14 protein-coding genes are annotated in these 12,941 nt (G+C 42.0%); 12 read left to right on the top strand and 2 right to left on the bottom strand.

Annotated features, from left to right (window positions below; translation table 11 throughout):
* Nucleotide 1 precedes the first annotated feature (1 nt).
* The 7 genes from mtnN (at nt 2) to NYE65_RS03800 (ending at nt 7,957) form a co-directional block, all read left to right on the top strand.
* The gene (gene mtnN / locus NYE65_RS03835; protein WP_034308609.1) at nt 2-697 is read left to right on the top strand and encodes a 5'-methylthioadenosine/S-adenosylhomocysteine nucleosidase; all 696 of its coding nucleotides are present in this window, start codon (nt 2-4) and stop codon (nt 695-697) included.
* Between the two features lie 94 nt (nt 698-791).
* Nucleotides 792-1,715, top strand: a complete 924-nt coding sequence (locus NYE65_RS03830) for a PLP-dependent cysteine synthase family protein (RefSeq protein ID WP_340859872.1) — start codon at nt 792-794, stop codon at nt 1,713-1,715.
* Between the two features lies 1 nt (nt 1,716).
* Nucleotides 1,717-2,853 (top strand): bifunctional cystathionine gamma-lyase/homocysteine desulfhydrase, encoded by a 1,137-nt coding sequence (locus NYE65_RS03825; RefSeq protein WP_034308604.1) that lies wholly within the window; start codon nt 1,717-1,719, stop codon nt 2,851-2,853.
* Between the two features lie 115 nt (nt 2,854-2,968).
* Nucleotides 2,969-3,235, top strand: a complete 267-nt coding sequence (locus tag NYE65_RS03820) for a YrhC family protein (protein ID WP_034308601.1) — start codon at nt 2,969-2,971, stop codon at nt 3,233-3,235.
* A 713-nt stretch (nt 3,236-3,948) separates the two neighbouring features.
* Nucleotides 3,949-4,089 carry a YrzI family small protein gene (locus NYE65_RS03815; protein ID WP_072273247.1) on the top strand — a complete coding sequence of 47 codons (141 nt, stop codon included), beginning with the start codon at nt 3,949-3,951 and terminating at the stop codon, nt 4,087-4,089.
* Nucleotides 4,090-4,790: 701 nt separating this feature from the next.
* Nucleotides 4,791-5,513, top strand: coding sequence for an RNA polymerase sporulation sigma factor SigK (gene sigK / locus NYE65_RS03805; protein WP_048682796.1), 723 nt, complete (start codon nt 4,791-4,793; stop codon nt 5,511-5,513).
* A gap of 653 nt (nt 5,514-6,166) precedes the next feature.
* Nucleotides 6,167-7,957 (top strand): M3 family oligoendopeptidase, encoded by a 1,791-nt coding sequence (locus tag NYE65_RS03800; protein WP_268592468.1) that lies wholly within the window; start codon nt 6,167-6,169, stop codon nt 7,955-7,957.
* Nucleotides 7,958-8,023: 66 nt separating this feature from the next.
* Here the strand turns inward: NYE65_RS03800 and pssA are convergent, their stop codons facing one another.
* Complete coding sequence (gene pssA / locus NYE65_RS03795; protein ID WP_034308587.1) at nt 8,024-8,563, bottom strand: CDP-diacylglycerol--serine O-phosphatidyltransferase; 540 nt, start codon at nt 8,561-8,563, stop codon at nt 8,024-8,026.
* A gap of 145 nt (nt 8,564-8,708) precedes the next feature.
* Between pssA and NYE65_RS03790 the strand changes: the two genes are divergently transcribed.
* Nucleotides 8,709-9,494 (top strand): phosphatidylserine decarboxylase, encoded by a 786-nt coding sequence (locus tag NYE65_RS03790; RefSeq protein WP_328131702.1) that lies wholly within the window; start codon nt 8,709-8,711, stop codon nt 9,492-9,494.
* Between the two features lie 53 nt (nt 9,495-9,547).
* Here NYE65_RS03790 and NYE65_RS03785 read toward each other — a convergent pair whose 3' ends face one another.
* Entirely contained in the window at nt 9,548-9,688 is a 141-nt protein-coding gene (locus tag NYE65_RS03785; RefSeq protein WP_034311351.1) for a sporulation histidine kinase inhibitor Sda, read from the bottom strand.
* Between the two features lie 467 nt (nt 9,689-10,155).
* On the opposite strand from NYE65_RS03785, the gene NYE65_RS03780 reads away from it, so the two are divergent.
* Genes NYE65_RS03780 through yhbY form a run of 4 tightly spaced genes read left to right on the top strand, consistent with a single transcriptional unit; the run spans nt 10,156 to nt 12,930 of the window.
* Nucleotides 10,156-10,677 (top strand): YqeG family HAD IIIA-type phosphatase, encoded by a 522-nt coding sequence (locus NYE65_RS03780; protein WP_034308582.1) that lies wholly within the window; start codon nt 10,156-10,158, stop codon nt 10,675-10,677.
* Complete coding sequence (gene yqeH / locus NYE65_RS03775) at nt 10,674-11,783, top strand: ribosome biogenesis GTPase YqeH (RefSeq protein ID WP_222619913.1); 1,110 nt, start codon at nt 10,674-10,676, stop codon at nt 11,781-11,783. The genes NYE65_RS03780 and yqeH overlap by 4 nt, the downstream gene beginning before the upstream one ends.
* A gap of 20 nt (nt 11,784-11,803) precedes the next feature.
* A complete protein-coding gene (aroE, locus tag NYE65_RS03770) occupies nt 11,804-12,646 on the top strand; it encodes a shikimate dehydrogenase (protein WP_063590586.1) in 843 nt (280 codons plus the stop codon).
* Nucleotides 12,640-12,930, top strand: coding sequence for a ribosome assembly RNA-binding protein YhbY (gene yhbY / locus NYE65_RS03765; RefSeq protein WP_034308574.1), 291 nt, complete (start codon nt 12,640-12,642; stop codon nt 12,928-12,930). Before aroE ends, yhbY begins: the two co-directional genes overlap by 7 nt.
* Nucleotides 12,931-12,941 lie beyond the last annotated feature (11 nt).

Here is a 12,941-nt window from a genome sequence, read left to right as displayed (position 1 = left end):
AATGAAGGTAGCCATAATCGGAGCAATGGAAGAAGAAGTTACGATTTTACGTGATAAATTGGAAGGGTTGGAGCAGGTGACCATTGCGGGTTCCGAGTTCAATACAGGCACACTGAATGGTATCGAGGTCATTTTACTTAAATCGGGTATCGGTAAAGTGAATGCGGCAATGTCCACTGCAATCCTGTTAGAAAAATTCAAACCGGATGCGGTCATCAATACTGGCTCTGCCGGCGGTTATCATCCAGATCTGAATGTAGGGGATGTGGTCATATCCACGGAAGTGCGGCACCATGATGTCGATGTGACGATTTTTGGATATGAATACGGTCAAGTACCTCAGCTGCCTGCAGCTTTCACACCGGATGAAAAGCTTTTTGCAATAGCAGAAGAAGCAGCAAAAGAAATCGAGGATATACAAGTGGCGAAAGGGTTGATCGTGACGGGGGATTCTTTCATGAATGATCCTGACAGGGTTGAATTCGTCAGAGGGAAATTCTCTGATTTATACGCGGTGGAAATGGAAGCGGCAGCCATTGCACAGGTAGCCTTCCAATTCAAAACACCGTTTGTCATCATTCGTTCCCTTTCGGATATCGCAGGTAAGGAGTCCAATATTTCCTTTGATAAATTCCTGGAAACTGCGGCTCTTCATTCAGCGGCACTGATTCTGAAAATGGTTGAAAAAATGAAATGAATGGTAAGTGATCAGCGGAAGCTTTTCTGCTGATCATTCTTTATTGCATAATCCTCATTAAATTGGTAGGATAACTATGAAAGGATGTCCGAATATGAAAGTCTTTAAAAATATTCATGAGCTGATAGGGGAAACGCCGATGATGGAAATCACCCATTTCCCGCTTCCGGATGAAGTCCGTATCTTTGCCAAACTGGAATACTTCAATCCGGGAGGCAGTGTGAAGGATCGGCTTGGTCAAGAACTTTTAGCCAAAGCGCTGCAGACAGGGAAGGTGAAAAAGGGCGGGACGATCATCGAACCGACTGCCGGGAATACAGGGATTGGCTTGGCGTTGGCTGCGATAAACAGTGGGGTGGACGTGATATTTTGCGTTCCGGAGAAATTCAGTACCGAGAAACAGGAATTGATGCGTGCCCTTGGAGCGAATGTGATCCAAACCCCGACAGAGGAAGGGATGACAGGAGCAATCGCCAAGGCTGAGGCGCTGCTGGCTGAAATTCCGGGATCATATTGTCCCCAGCAATTCGCCAATCCTTCCAATCCCGATGCCTATTATAAAACGCTGGGACCTGAAATATGGGAACAGATGGAAGGCGATGTGGATGTGTTTGTTGCCGGTGCCGGGACGGGCGGGACATTCATGGGAACATCGCGATATTTGAAAGAAAAGAATGCTGCTGTCAAAACGGTCATTGTCGAACCAGAAGGATCGATTTTAAACGGCGGAAAAGCCGGACCCCATAAAACAGAGGGGATCGGGATGGAATTTCTACCCGCCTATATGGATGAAACGTATTTTGACCAAATCCATACGATAAGCGATCGTGACGCTTTCGACATGGTGAAGGAATTGGCGATTAAAGAAGGCCTACTTGTCGGCAGTTCTTCCGGTGCGGCATTTGCAGCGGCCATGAAAGAAGCGGCCAAGGCTTCCCCGGGGGCGAATATCGTCGTCATATTTCCGGATTCAAGTGAACGTTACTTAAGTAAAAAAATTTATCAGGGAGGAATGTAAAGTGAGAAAAAAAACACAATTGATCCATGGCGGCATTTTTGGTGATGAACAAACAGGAGCGGTTTCGGTGCCGATTTATCAAGTGAGCACCTATAAACAGGATGGCCCGGGGAATCATCGGGGCTATGAATATTCCCGTACAGGCAACCCGACCCGCCATGCCCTCGAAGAATTGATCAAGGATCTCGAGGAAGGAAAAAGAGGTTTCGCCTTCGGATCAGGAATGGCAGCGATGACTGCGGTTATGATGCTGTTCAGTCATGGTGATCATGTATTGATGACAGATGATGTTTATGGAGGTTCTTTCCGGGTCATCACTAAAGTGCTTAACCGCTTTGGGGTGGAAGCTACGTTCATCAATACGAGTGACATACACTCGATCGAAAAAGAGATAAAGGACAATACGAAAGCACTGTTCATTGAAACTCCGACGAATCCATTATTGAAAATCACCGATTTGGAAGAAGTATCAAAAATAGCAAAAGAAAACGGCATCCTCACCATTGTGGACAATACCTTCAGTACGCCTTACTGGCAAAATCCGCTTTCACTTGGAGCCGATATCGTGCTTCATAGTGCAACGAAGTATTTGGGGGGACACAGCGATGTTGTAGCGGGTCTTGTCGTGGTGAATGATGAAAAGATTGGCAATGACCTTCATTTCATCCAAAACTCCACAGGAGGCGTGCTGGGGCCCCAGGATTCATGGTTGCTGATGCGAGGCATTAAAACGCTGGGAATCAGGATGGAAGAACATGAAAAAAACACATCTCAAATCGTTCGTTTCCTATCCGGGCATGAAGGCGTTTCGAAAATCTATTACCCAGGTCTTGAAAACCACCCAAATCATGATATTGCCAAAAAACAATCGCGTGGATTCGGCGGTATGGTTTCATTTGATGTCGGCAGTGCGGAAAAGGCCGAGTCCGTTTTGAACAAAGTGAGATACTTTACACTTGCGGAAAGTCTGGGGGCAGTGGAGAGCTTGATTTCCATTCCGGCTTTGATGACACATGCTTCCATTCCGGCTGAGCGTCGTGCAGAACTTGGGATAACTGATGGGTTGATTCGTATTTCAGTAGGTCTGGAAGATGTTGAAGACTTATTGGAAGACTTGGAACAAGCGCTGCAAGGATAATCGTTTAGGGACCCGAAATCATAGCTGACTGCCATTATTTACACCCTGTCATTTGGAATAAATATGGTAGAATGAGATATCGATATCTTATTAGCTTGAAAGAAGGTGGAATGGCATGAAAAACCGCAAAAAACAAACGGCGGCAATGCTGCGTTCGAAAATGGTCGATTTTAAACAATTTGCGATCACTTTGTTATGTGTGGGTTCGTTCTTCTATATAGGAACCATCCTTCCCACTGGAGACAAAGCGATGATTGACACATATGTCTATATGGGAGCGACAATCATGTTCCTGGGCATATCCATAGTATTTTTCTCATTATCCAAAAAATATAAGAAGATCTTGGCCGAAATGGATGACCAGGACACTTTACAACAATAGAAGCAAACCTTAGTTTAGACAAAGGGGTTTTATCTAAATTTCAAAACAAAGTCGTTGGAGCGGGTGTGCGAGACTCCTGCGGGAAAAGCGCGTCGAGGGGAGACCCCGCAGGCGCAAAAGCGCCGAGGGCGGACCGCCCGCGGAAAGCGAGTGCCTGAAGAGGAAATCGACGTTCGAGATTTTACAAACCCTCATTAAATCTGTAGACAAACTCGAGTTTGTCTACAGTCTGTCCTGATTCTTTTAAAGAATCAGGTTTTTTTATTTTTCAATTGTTGTAGCCCATTAAGGGGCAGATTTATCATACGACTTACCTCCTTAAGGCAATAATAATTATTGAAAATGGGTAAAAAGATCGAAATTTTCAAAAAAATAGGCAAAAGCCGTTTACAAATATCGAATTTGTGGATATACTTACCAAGTAATAAAAAATATTCCAAAGGAGGTCGAAGAAAATGACATTGTATCTACATGGAGTCGTCGCAATCAGCCGGTCCGTTTCAAATGACAATCACATAACATTCGACCTGTGCCAAGCGGAATATTTCTAAAGCAATTTGGCTTTATTAATCATTCAGACATAGCGGCCGCAGGGAGAAGTGTTTTATCCTGCGGTCTTTTTATATTCTCTAAAAAAGGCCGCAGGAGGACGTAACTTTCTGCGGCCTTTTTATGCCTTTTTGTTGGGCCGCTCCCTTAAAGGAGGTGATATTATGACACTGAATATGCTTTTTTTCACAATCACGATTAAAATGAAAAAAATGACTGCCGAGGAATGTTTGCAACAGGAGAGAATCCACAAGATTCGAGAAGAACATCTGGATAAAGCGATGAAGCATCGTCCTTTTTTCTAAAAACATATGAGGTAGGTATTCCGTTCTTAAAAAAATAAAGAAAGGTGGAGGTTAATATGTTGAACTTGTTTTACGTAAAAGGAGAGAAGCGTTGCTATTGGCAGGAGAAGGATACCGGCTAACGTATTTGCCGGTGCATGGCCTGCATTATCATGGTTTGTATGTATAAGAACAGCGGAAAATGCCATTGGAAACGTGATGAATTGAAGAGATGTTGATCAAGATGGTCATGACGCTGATCAACTCGGAACGCCAACGTTAGATATGAATAGGTAAAATGGGAAAACTCGGCCTTAGGGCCGAGTTTTTTTCTTTGCCTGAATCAGCAGCACGGGCCTGACCCACCATAACCAAACCCACATCCCGGCAACCACCAAAACCCGAAAATGAGCAATAAAATCAGGAGGACAATAAACAGGCCATAACCGAAGCCGTAACCGGACCCTGAATAACAAGGCGCAGGAGCCGGATAACCATAGCTGCATCCGTATGGTCCATAGTTATATCCCATCGAAAAACCCCCCTTTCCCTGAAAAATTCCCTATCATTATATGAACATTTGCCTTCGTTCGTTTGTGAATTCATCCAGGCTGGTTTGAACATTTAACACTTTCGTGATTTCTTTTAGCGGGACAGGCACGAACAAGCCCACTGTTGCATAGGTATGAATAGGGAAGCCAAAGAAACGGGGGATGAAGCCAATGCCCGGAATACTTACAGTTGTCGGTTATATTATCAAAGAATTTTACTTATTTGTTTCCTATGTGAAAAACAATGCTTTTCCCCAGCCCTTGTCATCTCAGGATGAAAAGAGATACCTGAAGCTTATGAGTGAAGGGGACGGTGATGCCCGTAACATCCTGATCGAGCATAATCTCAGGCTTGTTGCCCATATCGTCAAGAAATTCGAGAATACGGGCGAAGATACAGAGGATTTGATTTCGATTGGGACAATTGGTTTGATAAAGGCCATTGAGAGTTATTCGGATGGGAAGGGTACGAAGCTTGCCACATATGCGGCGCGATGCATTGAGAATGAGATCTTGATGCATTTACGAGCGACAAAGAAAACGAAGAAAGATATTTCCCTGCATGATCCGATCGGTCAGGATAAAGAAGGAAATGAAATCAGTTTAATCGATGTACTGAAATCGGAATCGGAAGATGTCATCGATACGATTCAGCTCAATATGGAAATTGAAAAAGTGAAAAAGTATATTGATATTTTGGATGAACGCGAAAAGGAAGTCATTGTAGGCAGGTTTGGACTGGATTTGAAAAAGGAGAAAACCCAGAGGGAAATCGCTAAAGAGCTTGGCATTTCCCGCAGTTATGTATCAAGGATCGAAAAACGTGCTTTGATGAAGATGTTCCATGAATTTTACAGGGCAGAAAAAGAGAAGGAAAAGAAAGCTAAAGGATAGGAATGGTAAACAAAGAGAGTGCGGGGAAATTCCCCGCACTCTTTTTTTTAATATTTATTTCTGATCAAATCTGTAAATGCATGATAAATCTCAATTCCCTGAAAAAGGAACAGACGTGAAGCGGTTAAAGAAAAGACCCCTACCATAATTAGTCGAAACCACATATGAATCACTCCTCCATTTTATTTTTTATAAAATGTAAGAGCGTGAGGCTACGTAATTCGCCTGATAAAAAACGGGACTGAGATATCGCCGTCGAAGATTCGAGTGAAAATAAAGAAAGCCCAAAATGGTAAATTCGAAAATGAGTATTACGATAAGTGACTGCCATGAACTAAAGGACGGAACGAAAGGCTGTTTCTTGTCGGCCTTATCCCAATGGTGAACATCGGTATGTTCTTCAATGGTTAGCTGCTGTGCATGATGGTGGAACTGTATAGGCAGTGTCCAAAGGAGCAGGATGATGGCAGACATGTGAATAAAGAATTTCATATGAATCAACCACCCCTTTCCCAAGATTATATTCATCATAACATGCTTTTAATCTGGGATATAGAAAAATGTTCTGAAAAATACTGAAAATTCCTTTTAATTAGAAAAATATTGAATGAACCTCTATAATGGGGTTAGTGATAAAAAGGGGGCAATTTAGTATGGGATATTCTATGACATGGGATTTGGATATCTTTTTTAAAGGGGGAAGCTCTTCTAAGGAGTTCCTGATTTTTTTAGATGAATTCAACGAAGAAGTAAAAGAATTAGACAGGCTTGTAAGCAATATCAATCCGGTAGGAAATGATGAATTCAGTTTAATCCAGGCATTTGATCTTTTTAAAAATACAAATATGAAATCTTCGCAGGCAGGTGCTTTCATTGGATGCCTGGAAGCTCAAAATGCGCAGGATAAGAAGGCTGGTCAGCTGCGGATCAAACAAATGAAGATAGTCGCTTCACTAAAAATGGTGTTAAGCAAGCTGGATGAAAAGTTGATACAGCTTGATGATGCATTTTTCATGAAAATCCTCGAAAAAGAACCATTGAATGAATTGAAATTCGTATTGAATGAACGTCGGGAAAAGGCAAAGGAAAAGCTTTCCGTGAAGGAAGAATCATTAATCACCCAATTGGCCATGGACGGTTTCGAAGGTTGGAGCCAAATGTATGATACGATCGTCGGTTCAATGACCATCCCTTATAAGGGTGAAAAGCTTTCTGTAGGCCAAGCGGCGAATAAATTTTCTGATCCTGATGAAAGGACCCGGAAAGAATTATTTACTGCGTGGGAACAGGCTTGGGAGGAAAAAAGTGACCTGTTTGCCCGGACTTTGAACCACTTGGCTGGCTTCCGTCTCAGTGTGAATGAAAAAAGGGGCTGGGATGATATTTTGAAAGAGCCTCTTGAAATAGGAAGGATGAAAAAAGAAACCCTCGAAAGTATGTGGAATGTAATTGCCGATCATAAAGAGCCGCTTGTGAGATTTTTAAAAAGGAAAGCGGAGTTACTGGATTTGGATAAATTAAGTTGGGCGGATTTGGATGCACCGCTCGCTGTTACGGCAGAATCCAAAGTAATGGATTATCAAGAAGGTGCAGACTTCATCATCCAGCAATTCGCTAAATTCGGCTCTCAATTAGCGAACTTCACCCAAAAAGCTTTTGAAGACAGCTGGATTGAAGCTGAGGACAGACCAGGTAAGAGACCAGGCGGTTTTTGCACCGGCTTTCCATTGAATAAGCAGTCAAGAATTTTCATGACGTATTCGGGCACACCGTCCAATGTATCGACATTGGCTCATGAATTGGGACATGCATTCCATTCTTATGCGATGAGGGATATCCATCCATTGAATCGGTCATATGCAATGAATGTGGCGGAAACCGCCTCCACGTTTGCTGAAATGGTCGTAGCGGATGCAGCTGTTAAGGAAGCAGCCAGTGAGGAAGAAAAGCTGGTGCTTTTAGAAGATAAAATTCAGCGTTCCGTGGCATTATTGATGAATATCCATGCCCGCTACTTATTCGAAACTAGGTTTTATGACGAGAGGAAGCAAGGATATGTCAGTGCCGAACGGTTGAATGAACTGATGGTCGATGCACAAAAAGAAGCTTATGGCGATGCTTTAAGTGATTATAATCCAACTTTCTGGGCTTCAAAGCTCCATTTTTATATTACAGGTGTACCATTTTATAATTTTCCGTACACATTCGGTTACTTATTCTCATTAGGCATATACGCGAATGCCCTGAAAGAACCTGAAGGATTCGAAGAAAAATATATCGCTCTATTAAAGGATACCGGTTCCATGAAGGTCGAGGATTTGGCGGAGAAACATTTAGGCGTCGATTTAAAGACCCGGGATTTTTGGGAGGAAGCGGTCAATGCCTGTATGGAGGATGTAGAAGAATTCATGCGTTTGACCGACCCATTAGTCCGAAAAGCATAAGATGGGTTTAGGTGGAATAGGAACAAAAGAAAGCGGATGTCCGGTCTAGGACATCCGCTTTTCTTATTAAACTTTCTTCAGTTTAAATGGACTGACCATAAGTAATGATAATATAATCATGAGGGATAAGAAAAAGACTGGATGGAAATACGGAATGGCTAAATAACTTAAAGTGGCGATGCAGCCCGCAACCGTAATGGGCACTCCTGTAAAATATCCATTGCTTTCACTTATATTGAAGCGGGCGAGACGAAACGCGCCACAGCCAATATAGAAAACCGTGAAGAGTGTGCCAGGTGCTCCGAATTCTATCAATATTCCTTGGTATAATAATAGAGCCGGTGCGACGCCAAAGGATATGATGTCACACATGGAATCAAGTTGCTTACCCAATTCCGATTCAATGTTGAATTTCCGTGCAACCATACCGTCAAAGCGATCTGCAAGGGCAGCCAGGAAGATTAAAAGCAAGCTTAAATTCAATTGACCGTGCATCACGGCAATTATCGCAAATCCACCAAGGGATAAATTAATTAAGGTAAGTATATTTGCTGTTTGTGCTTTCACTTTTTTAATGGTTTGATCTAGGGCGTGTAATAAAAACATCTTTTCACTCCTTTCAAATGAAACAAATTAAAACAAAATATAGTAAACATAAGTATTTATTATATAATAATATTTTATTTAATACAATTTATGCAAGGGGATTTTAGAATAATTTTACAATTTCACAATTTGGAGTGGTTATATTTTGTTTCAGTCTTTGTATCGCGTTCTTATTGAACTGACGAATGGTCAGTATTCATCAGGTTTATTAAAACACTTTAGCCAATCTCGTTGGAGCAGGCCTTTAATTTTACTTTATGTAAAAACATTCAACCTTAATACACAGGAATTTGGTAAGGAGTTAAAAGCATATACCAATTTGCACGAGCTATTTACAAGGCAGTTAAAGGCTGACGCGAGGCCAATTACGGCAGTTCCATCTGCGGTAGCTTGTCCCGTGGACGGTGTACTTGAGGACTCAGGGGAGATACTTGCTGATAAAAAGATCGTCGTTAAGGGAAAGGTATATTCAATGGAGGAAATGCTCGGGGATGAGCTTTTATTGGAAAAGTACTTAGGCGGCAAATATCTCGTGTTATACTTAAGCCCGAGTCATTACCATAGGATCCATGCGCCTATCAAGGGTTCCGTGGTCAAGCGATGGACGCTTGGAAGGAAATCATACCCCGTTAATAAATGGGGGATGAAATATGGAAAAGAGCCTTTATCAAAAAATTACCGGACAATAACTGAACTACAAAATGAGGCGGGAAATCTGGCAATGGTGAAAGTCGGGGCCATGTTCATAAATTCGATCGTCATTACTGATGATTCGGATCAATTGGAAAAAGGGCAGGAGTTTTCTTATTTCAGCTTTGGGTCCACAGTTGTGCTTCTTTTTGAAAAAGGAAGTTTTGAACTTGAAGGAAACATATCCATTCCCGCAGATGTCCGTGTAGGTGAAACAATCGGATTCATGAGAGCGGTCTAACTTCAAATATAAAATAAGAGGCTGACATTTGATGTCAGCCTATGTATTTCATATTAAAATATGGATCGGATTTTATGTGTTAGGGACCTTCGATGAATTTCCGTTTCTATGAGGCGGATGAAATCGGTACTCAACTTTAAATTCTGTGCTTTAAAATAGGATTCAAGCAACAGGTCATCAGATAGTTTTTGCATCAGAACGCCACTTAAGGGCTGCTCACCTCCAGTAGGGATTGCGAGGAATAATTTGGTGTTTACCTGCATATATTGATAAGTCTTCCTTGATGTACCCCTACTGTATCAGAAATAAACGTGGAGAACAATCGTTCTGTTATCCACAGATGAAAGTGGATAACCTGTGGTTAAGTTGTTTGCAAAGTGAACGAAATGGTGCCCATCAGTATGGAAAATGTTAGTAAAGTTATCCACAGGTTGAATAAATGAAATTTTTGTCGAAATCTTTTATGAATAATTAGTTCTTTGGTTCTGGTCTGCCTGCAAATTTCCCATTATTTAATGAAAAATGCCTTTCCATATCAGAAAACATACATTATGATGTTTCTTTACCGTTTAGCCATTCTTTCCTAATTTTTTTTGAAAGTGGGCTGAAAATTCGATATGATGGAAACGGTAAATTTTAATGAAAATATAGAGGTGCCAATATGCTTAAATTATTTTTGCCGAGTGAACATGTTAAAAGCATTTTTAATATAGATCCTCAAGAATTGAAAAAAAGAGGGATTAAGGGCGTCATTACCGATTTGGATAATACTCTCGTTGAATGGGACAGGCCGACTGCCACCCCCGATTTAATCAAATGGTTCGACAATATGCGGGATCATGGGATTTTAGTGACGATTGTGTCCAATAATAATGAAAATCGGGTTCGGGCTTTTTCCGATCCGCTTCACATTCCGTTTATCTTCCAGGCCAGAAAACCGATGGCAAGGGCTTTCCATAAAGCCCGTAAGACAATGGGGTTGAAATTAGAAGAAACGGTAGTAATCGGCGATCAGTTATTGACGGATGTATTGGGAGGGAACAGAGGCGGGTTTCATACGATCTTAGTGGTCCCTGTCGCACAAACCGACGAATTCAGAACAAGGATCAATCGTTATTTTGAAAGAAAGATCATGGCGTTTTTTAAACGAAAAGGAATGATAGAATGGGAGGATCACAATTGAACAATCATCAAGAATTAGTGTGCATCGGCTGCGGTGTGAAGGTCCAGACTGAAGATCCGAAGGAGTTGGGCTTTGCCCCTAAATCGGCTCTGGAAAAAGAGAGCATCGTTTGTCAGCGCTGCTTTAAATTGAAACATTATAACGAAGTTCAGGATGTATCCTTAACAGACGATGACTTCTTGAAAATCTTGAATAAAGTAGGCGAAACCGACTCTTTAATCGTCAAAATCGTCGATATTTTTGATTTCAATGGAAGCTGGCTGCCTGGCCTTCATCGATTTGTAGGGAGAAATGATGTTCTTCTGATCGGAAATAAGGTCGATTTATTGCCTAAATCGGTAAAACCGAACAAGTTGATCAATTGGATGAAGCAATCGTCCAAGGAATTGGGTCTTAACCCGATCGATGTCCTGCTTGTCAGTGCGGAAAAGGGAAAGCACATACTTGAAGCGGCGGATGCGATCGAGCGGTATCGCAGAGGAAAAGATGTCTATGTGGTGGGCTGTACGAATGTAGGAAAATCGACTTTCATCAACCGTCTTATAAAAGAAGTGAGCGGTGAAAGTGATATCATCACGACTTCCCACTTCCCTGGGACCACCTTGGATATGATTGAAATACCTTTGGATGATGAACAGGCATTGATCGATACACCTGGAATCATTAATCATCATCAAATGGCTCACTATGTGGACAAACGGGACTTCAAGGTGATTATGCCGAAAAAGGAGATCAAGCCGAGAGTGTACCAACTGAATGAAGGGCAGACGCTATTTTTCGGAGGATTGGCCAGGTTGGACTATGTCTCAGGCGGAAGGCGTTCATTGACTTGCTACCTTTCGAACGAATTGAATATTCACCGTACGAAACTGGAAAATGCCGATGAATTGTATAAAAACCATGCCGGGGAATTACTGACTCCCCCACGGCCGGAACAAATCGAGGAATTTCCGAAGCTGATTCCACATGAATTTTCCTTGAAAGATGGTAAAATGGATATTGTGTTTTCTGGTCTTGGCTGGGTGACAGTCAATGAGCCAGGGGCGAAAATCGTTGCACATGTTCCAAAGGGCGTCAATGTGATCGTTCGCAAATCATTAATCTAAATATAGGGGTCGTCTAGTCTATGAAAAAGATATATGGGGTAATGGGAGATCCAATTGCACATTCGATGTCACCGGACATTCATAATGATGCATTTGAAAAAGAAAATATAGAAGCGGTTTATCACCATTTTCATGTGACGAAAGAAGGTTTGAACGATGCCGTAAAAGGCATGAAAGCCCTTGGTATAGAAGGGTTTAACATCACGATACCTCATAAGACTTCAATCATCCCTTTCCTTGATGAAGTGGATGAACTGGCCCTGGCAATCGGGGCTGTAAATACGGTTGTTAACAAAAATGGTCGGTTTATAGGGTATAATACAGACGGAAAAGGATTTTTTAAATCTTTATGCGATGAAATATCAGGTGACATCAAGGCTAAAAAAACGTTAGTGATCGGAGCGGGCGGTGCTGCGCGTGCGATTTATTTTACCCTCGTGAAAGAAGGGGTAAAGCAAGTTGATATTGCAAACCGGACAAAGGAAAGAGCGGCCCAGCTTGTTTCTGATTGCCCTTATGATAAAGTATCGAAGGCACTCTCGATTATCGAAGCGGAAGAAAGCTTATCACAATATGATTTAATCATCCAAACGACTTCTTCTGGAATGAGTCCTGAACTGGATCATTCGCCGTTAAAGGTCGACCAGCTTAAAACCGGTGCAATTGTCAGTGATATCATCTATAACCCTCTGCAAACCAAGCTGCTGCGTGAAGCTGGGGAAAAAGGGGCGGAAACGCAAAATGGTCTGGGAATGTTCATCAACCAGGCTGCGCTTGCCTTTGAGATATGGACAGGCATTATGCCGGATACAGCAAGAATGACAGATATTGTCTTGAACAAACTAGGAGGTAACACATGTTAACAGGAAAACAAAAAAGATTTTTACGATCAAAGGCCCATCACCTCAATCCAATTTTTCAAGTTGGTAAAGGCGGAGTCAATGATAATCTCATCAAGCAAATTGGTGAGGCGCTTGAAGTACGTGAATTGATCAAGGTCAGCATCCTGCAAAACTGTGAAGAGGACCGCAATGATGTGGGGCTTACTTTATCAAAAGGTGCACGGGCAGAATTGGTACAGATTATCGGCAACACAATTGTGCTGTATAAAGAATCAAAAGAAAACAAACAACTTAAATTACCTTAAGGAACCTATCT

Origin of the sequence: Peribacillus sp. FSL R5-0717 (assembly GCF_038002945.1) — a bacterium.
GTDB lineage: Bacteria > Bacillota > Bacilli > Bacillales > DSM-1321 > Peribacillus > Peribacillus frigoritolerans.
This window is presented reverse-complemented; position numbering and strand designations above follow the sequence as displayed.

Excerpts from the sequence above, each read along its gene's own strand:
- mtnN (WP_034308609.1), top strand. The coding sequence starts at position 2 with ATGAAGGTAGCCATAATCGGAGCAATGGAAGAAGAAGTTACGATTTTA.
- NYE65_RS03830 (WP_340859872.1), top strand. The coding sequence starts at position 792 with ATGAAAGTCTTTAAAAATATTCATGAGCTGATAGGGGAAACGCCGATG.
- NYE65_RS03820 (WP_034308601.1), top strand. The coding sequence starts at position 2,969 with ATGAAAAACCGCAAAAAACAAACGGCGGCAATGCTGCGTTCGAAAATG.
- NYE65_RS03815 (WP_072273247.1), top strand. The coding sequence starts at position 3,949 with ATGACACTGAATATGCTTTTTTTCACAATCACGATTAAAATGAAAAAA.
- sigK (WP_048682796.1), top strand. The coding sequence starts at position 4,791 with ATGCCCGGAATACTTACAGTTGTCGGTTATATTATCAAAGAATTTTAC.
- NYE65_RS03800 (WP_268592468.1), top strand. The coding sequence starts at position 6,167 with ATGGGATATTCTATGACATGGGATTTGGATATCTTTTTTAAAGGGGGA.
- pssA (WP_034308587.1), bottom strand. The coding sequence starts at position 8,563 with ATGTTTTTATTACACGCCCTAGATCAAACCATTAAAAAAGTGAAAGCA.
- NYE65_RS03785 (WP_034311351.1), bottom strand. The coding sequence starts at position 9,688 with ATGCAAAAACTATCTGATGACCTGTTGCTTGAATCCTATTTTAAAGCA.
- NYE65_RS03780 (WP_034308582.1), top strand. The coding sequence starts at position 10,156 with ATGCTTAAATTATTTTTGCCGAGTGAACATGTTAAAAGCATTTTTAAT.
- aroE (WP_063590586.1), top strand. The coding sequence starts at position 11,804 with ATGAAAAAGATATATGGGGTAATGGGAGATCCAATTGCACATTCGATG.
- yhbY (WP_034308574.1), top strand. The coding sequence starts at position 12,640 with ATGTTAACAGGAAAACAAAAAAGATTTTTACGATCAAAGGCCCATCAC.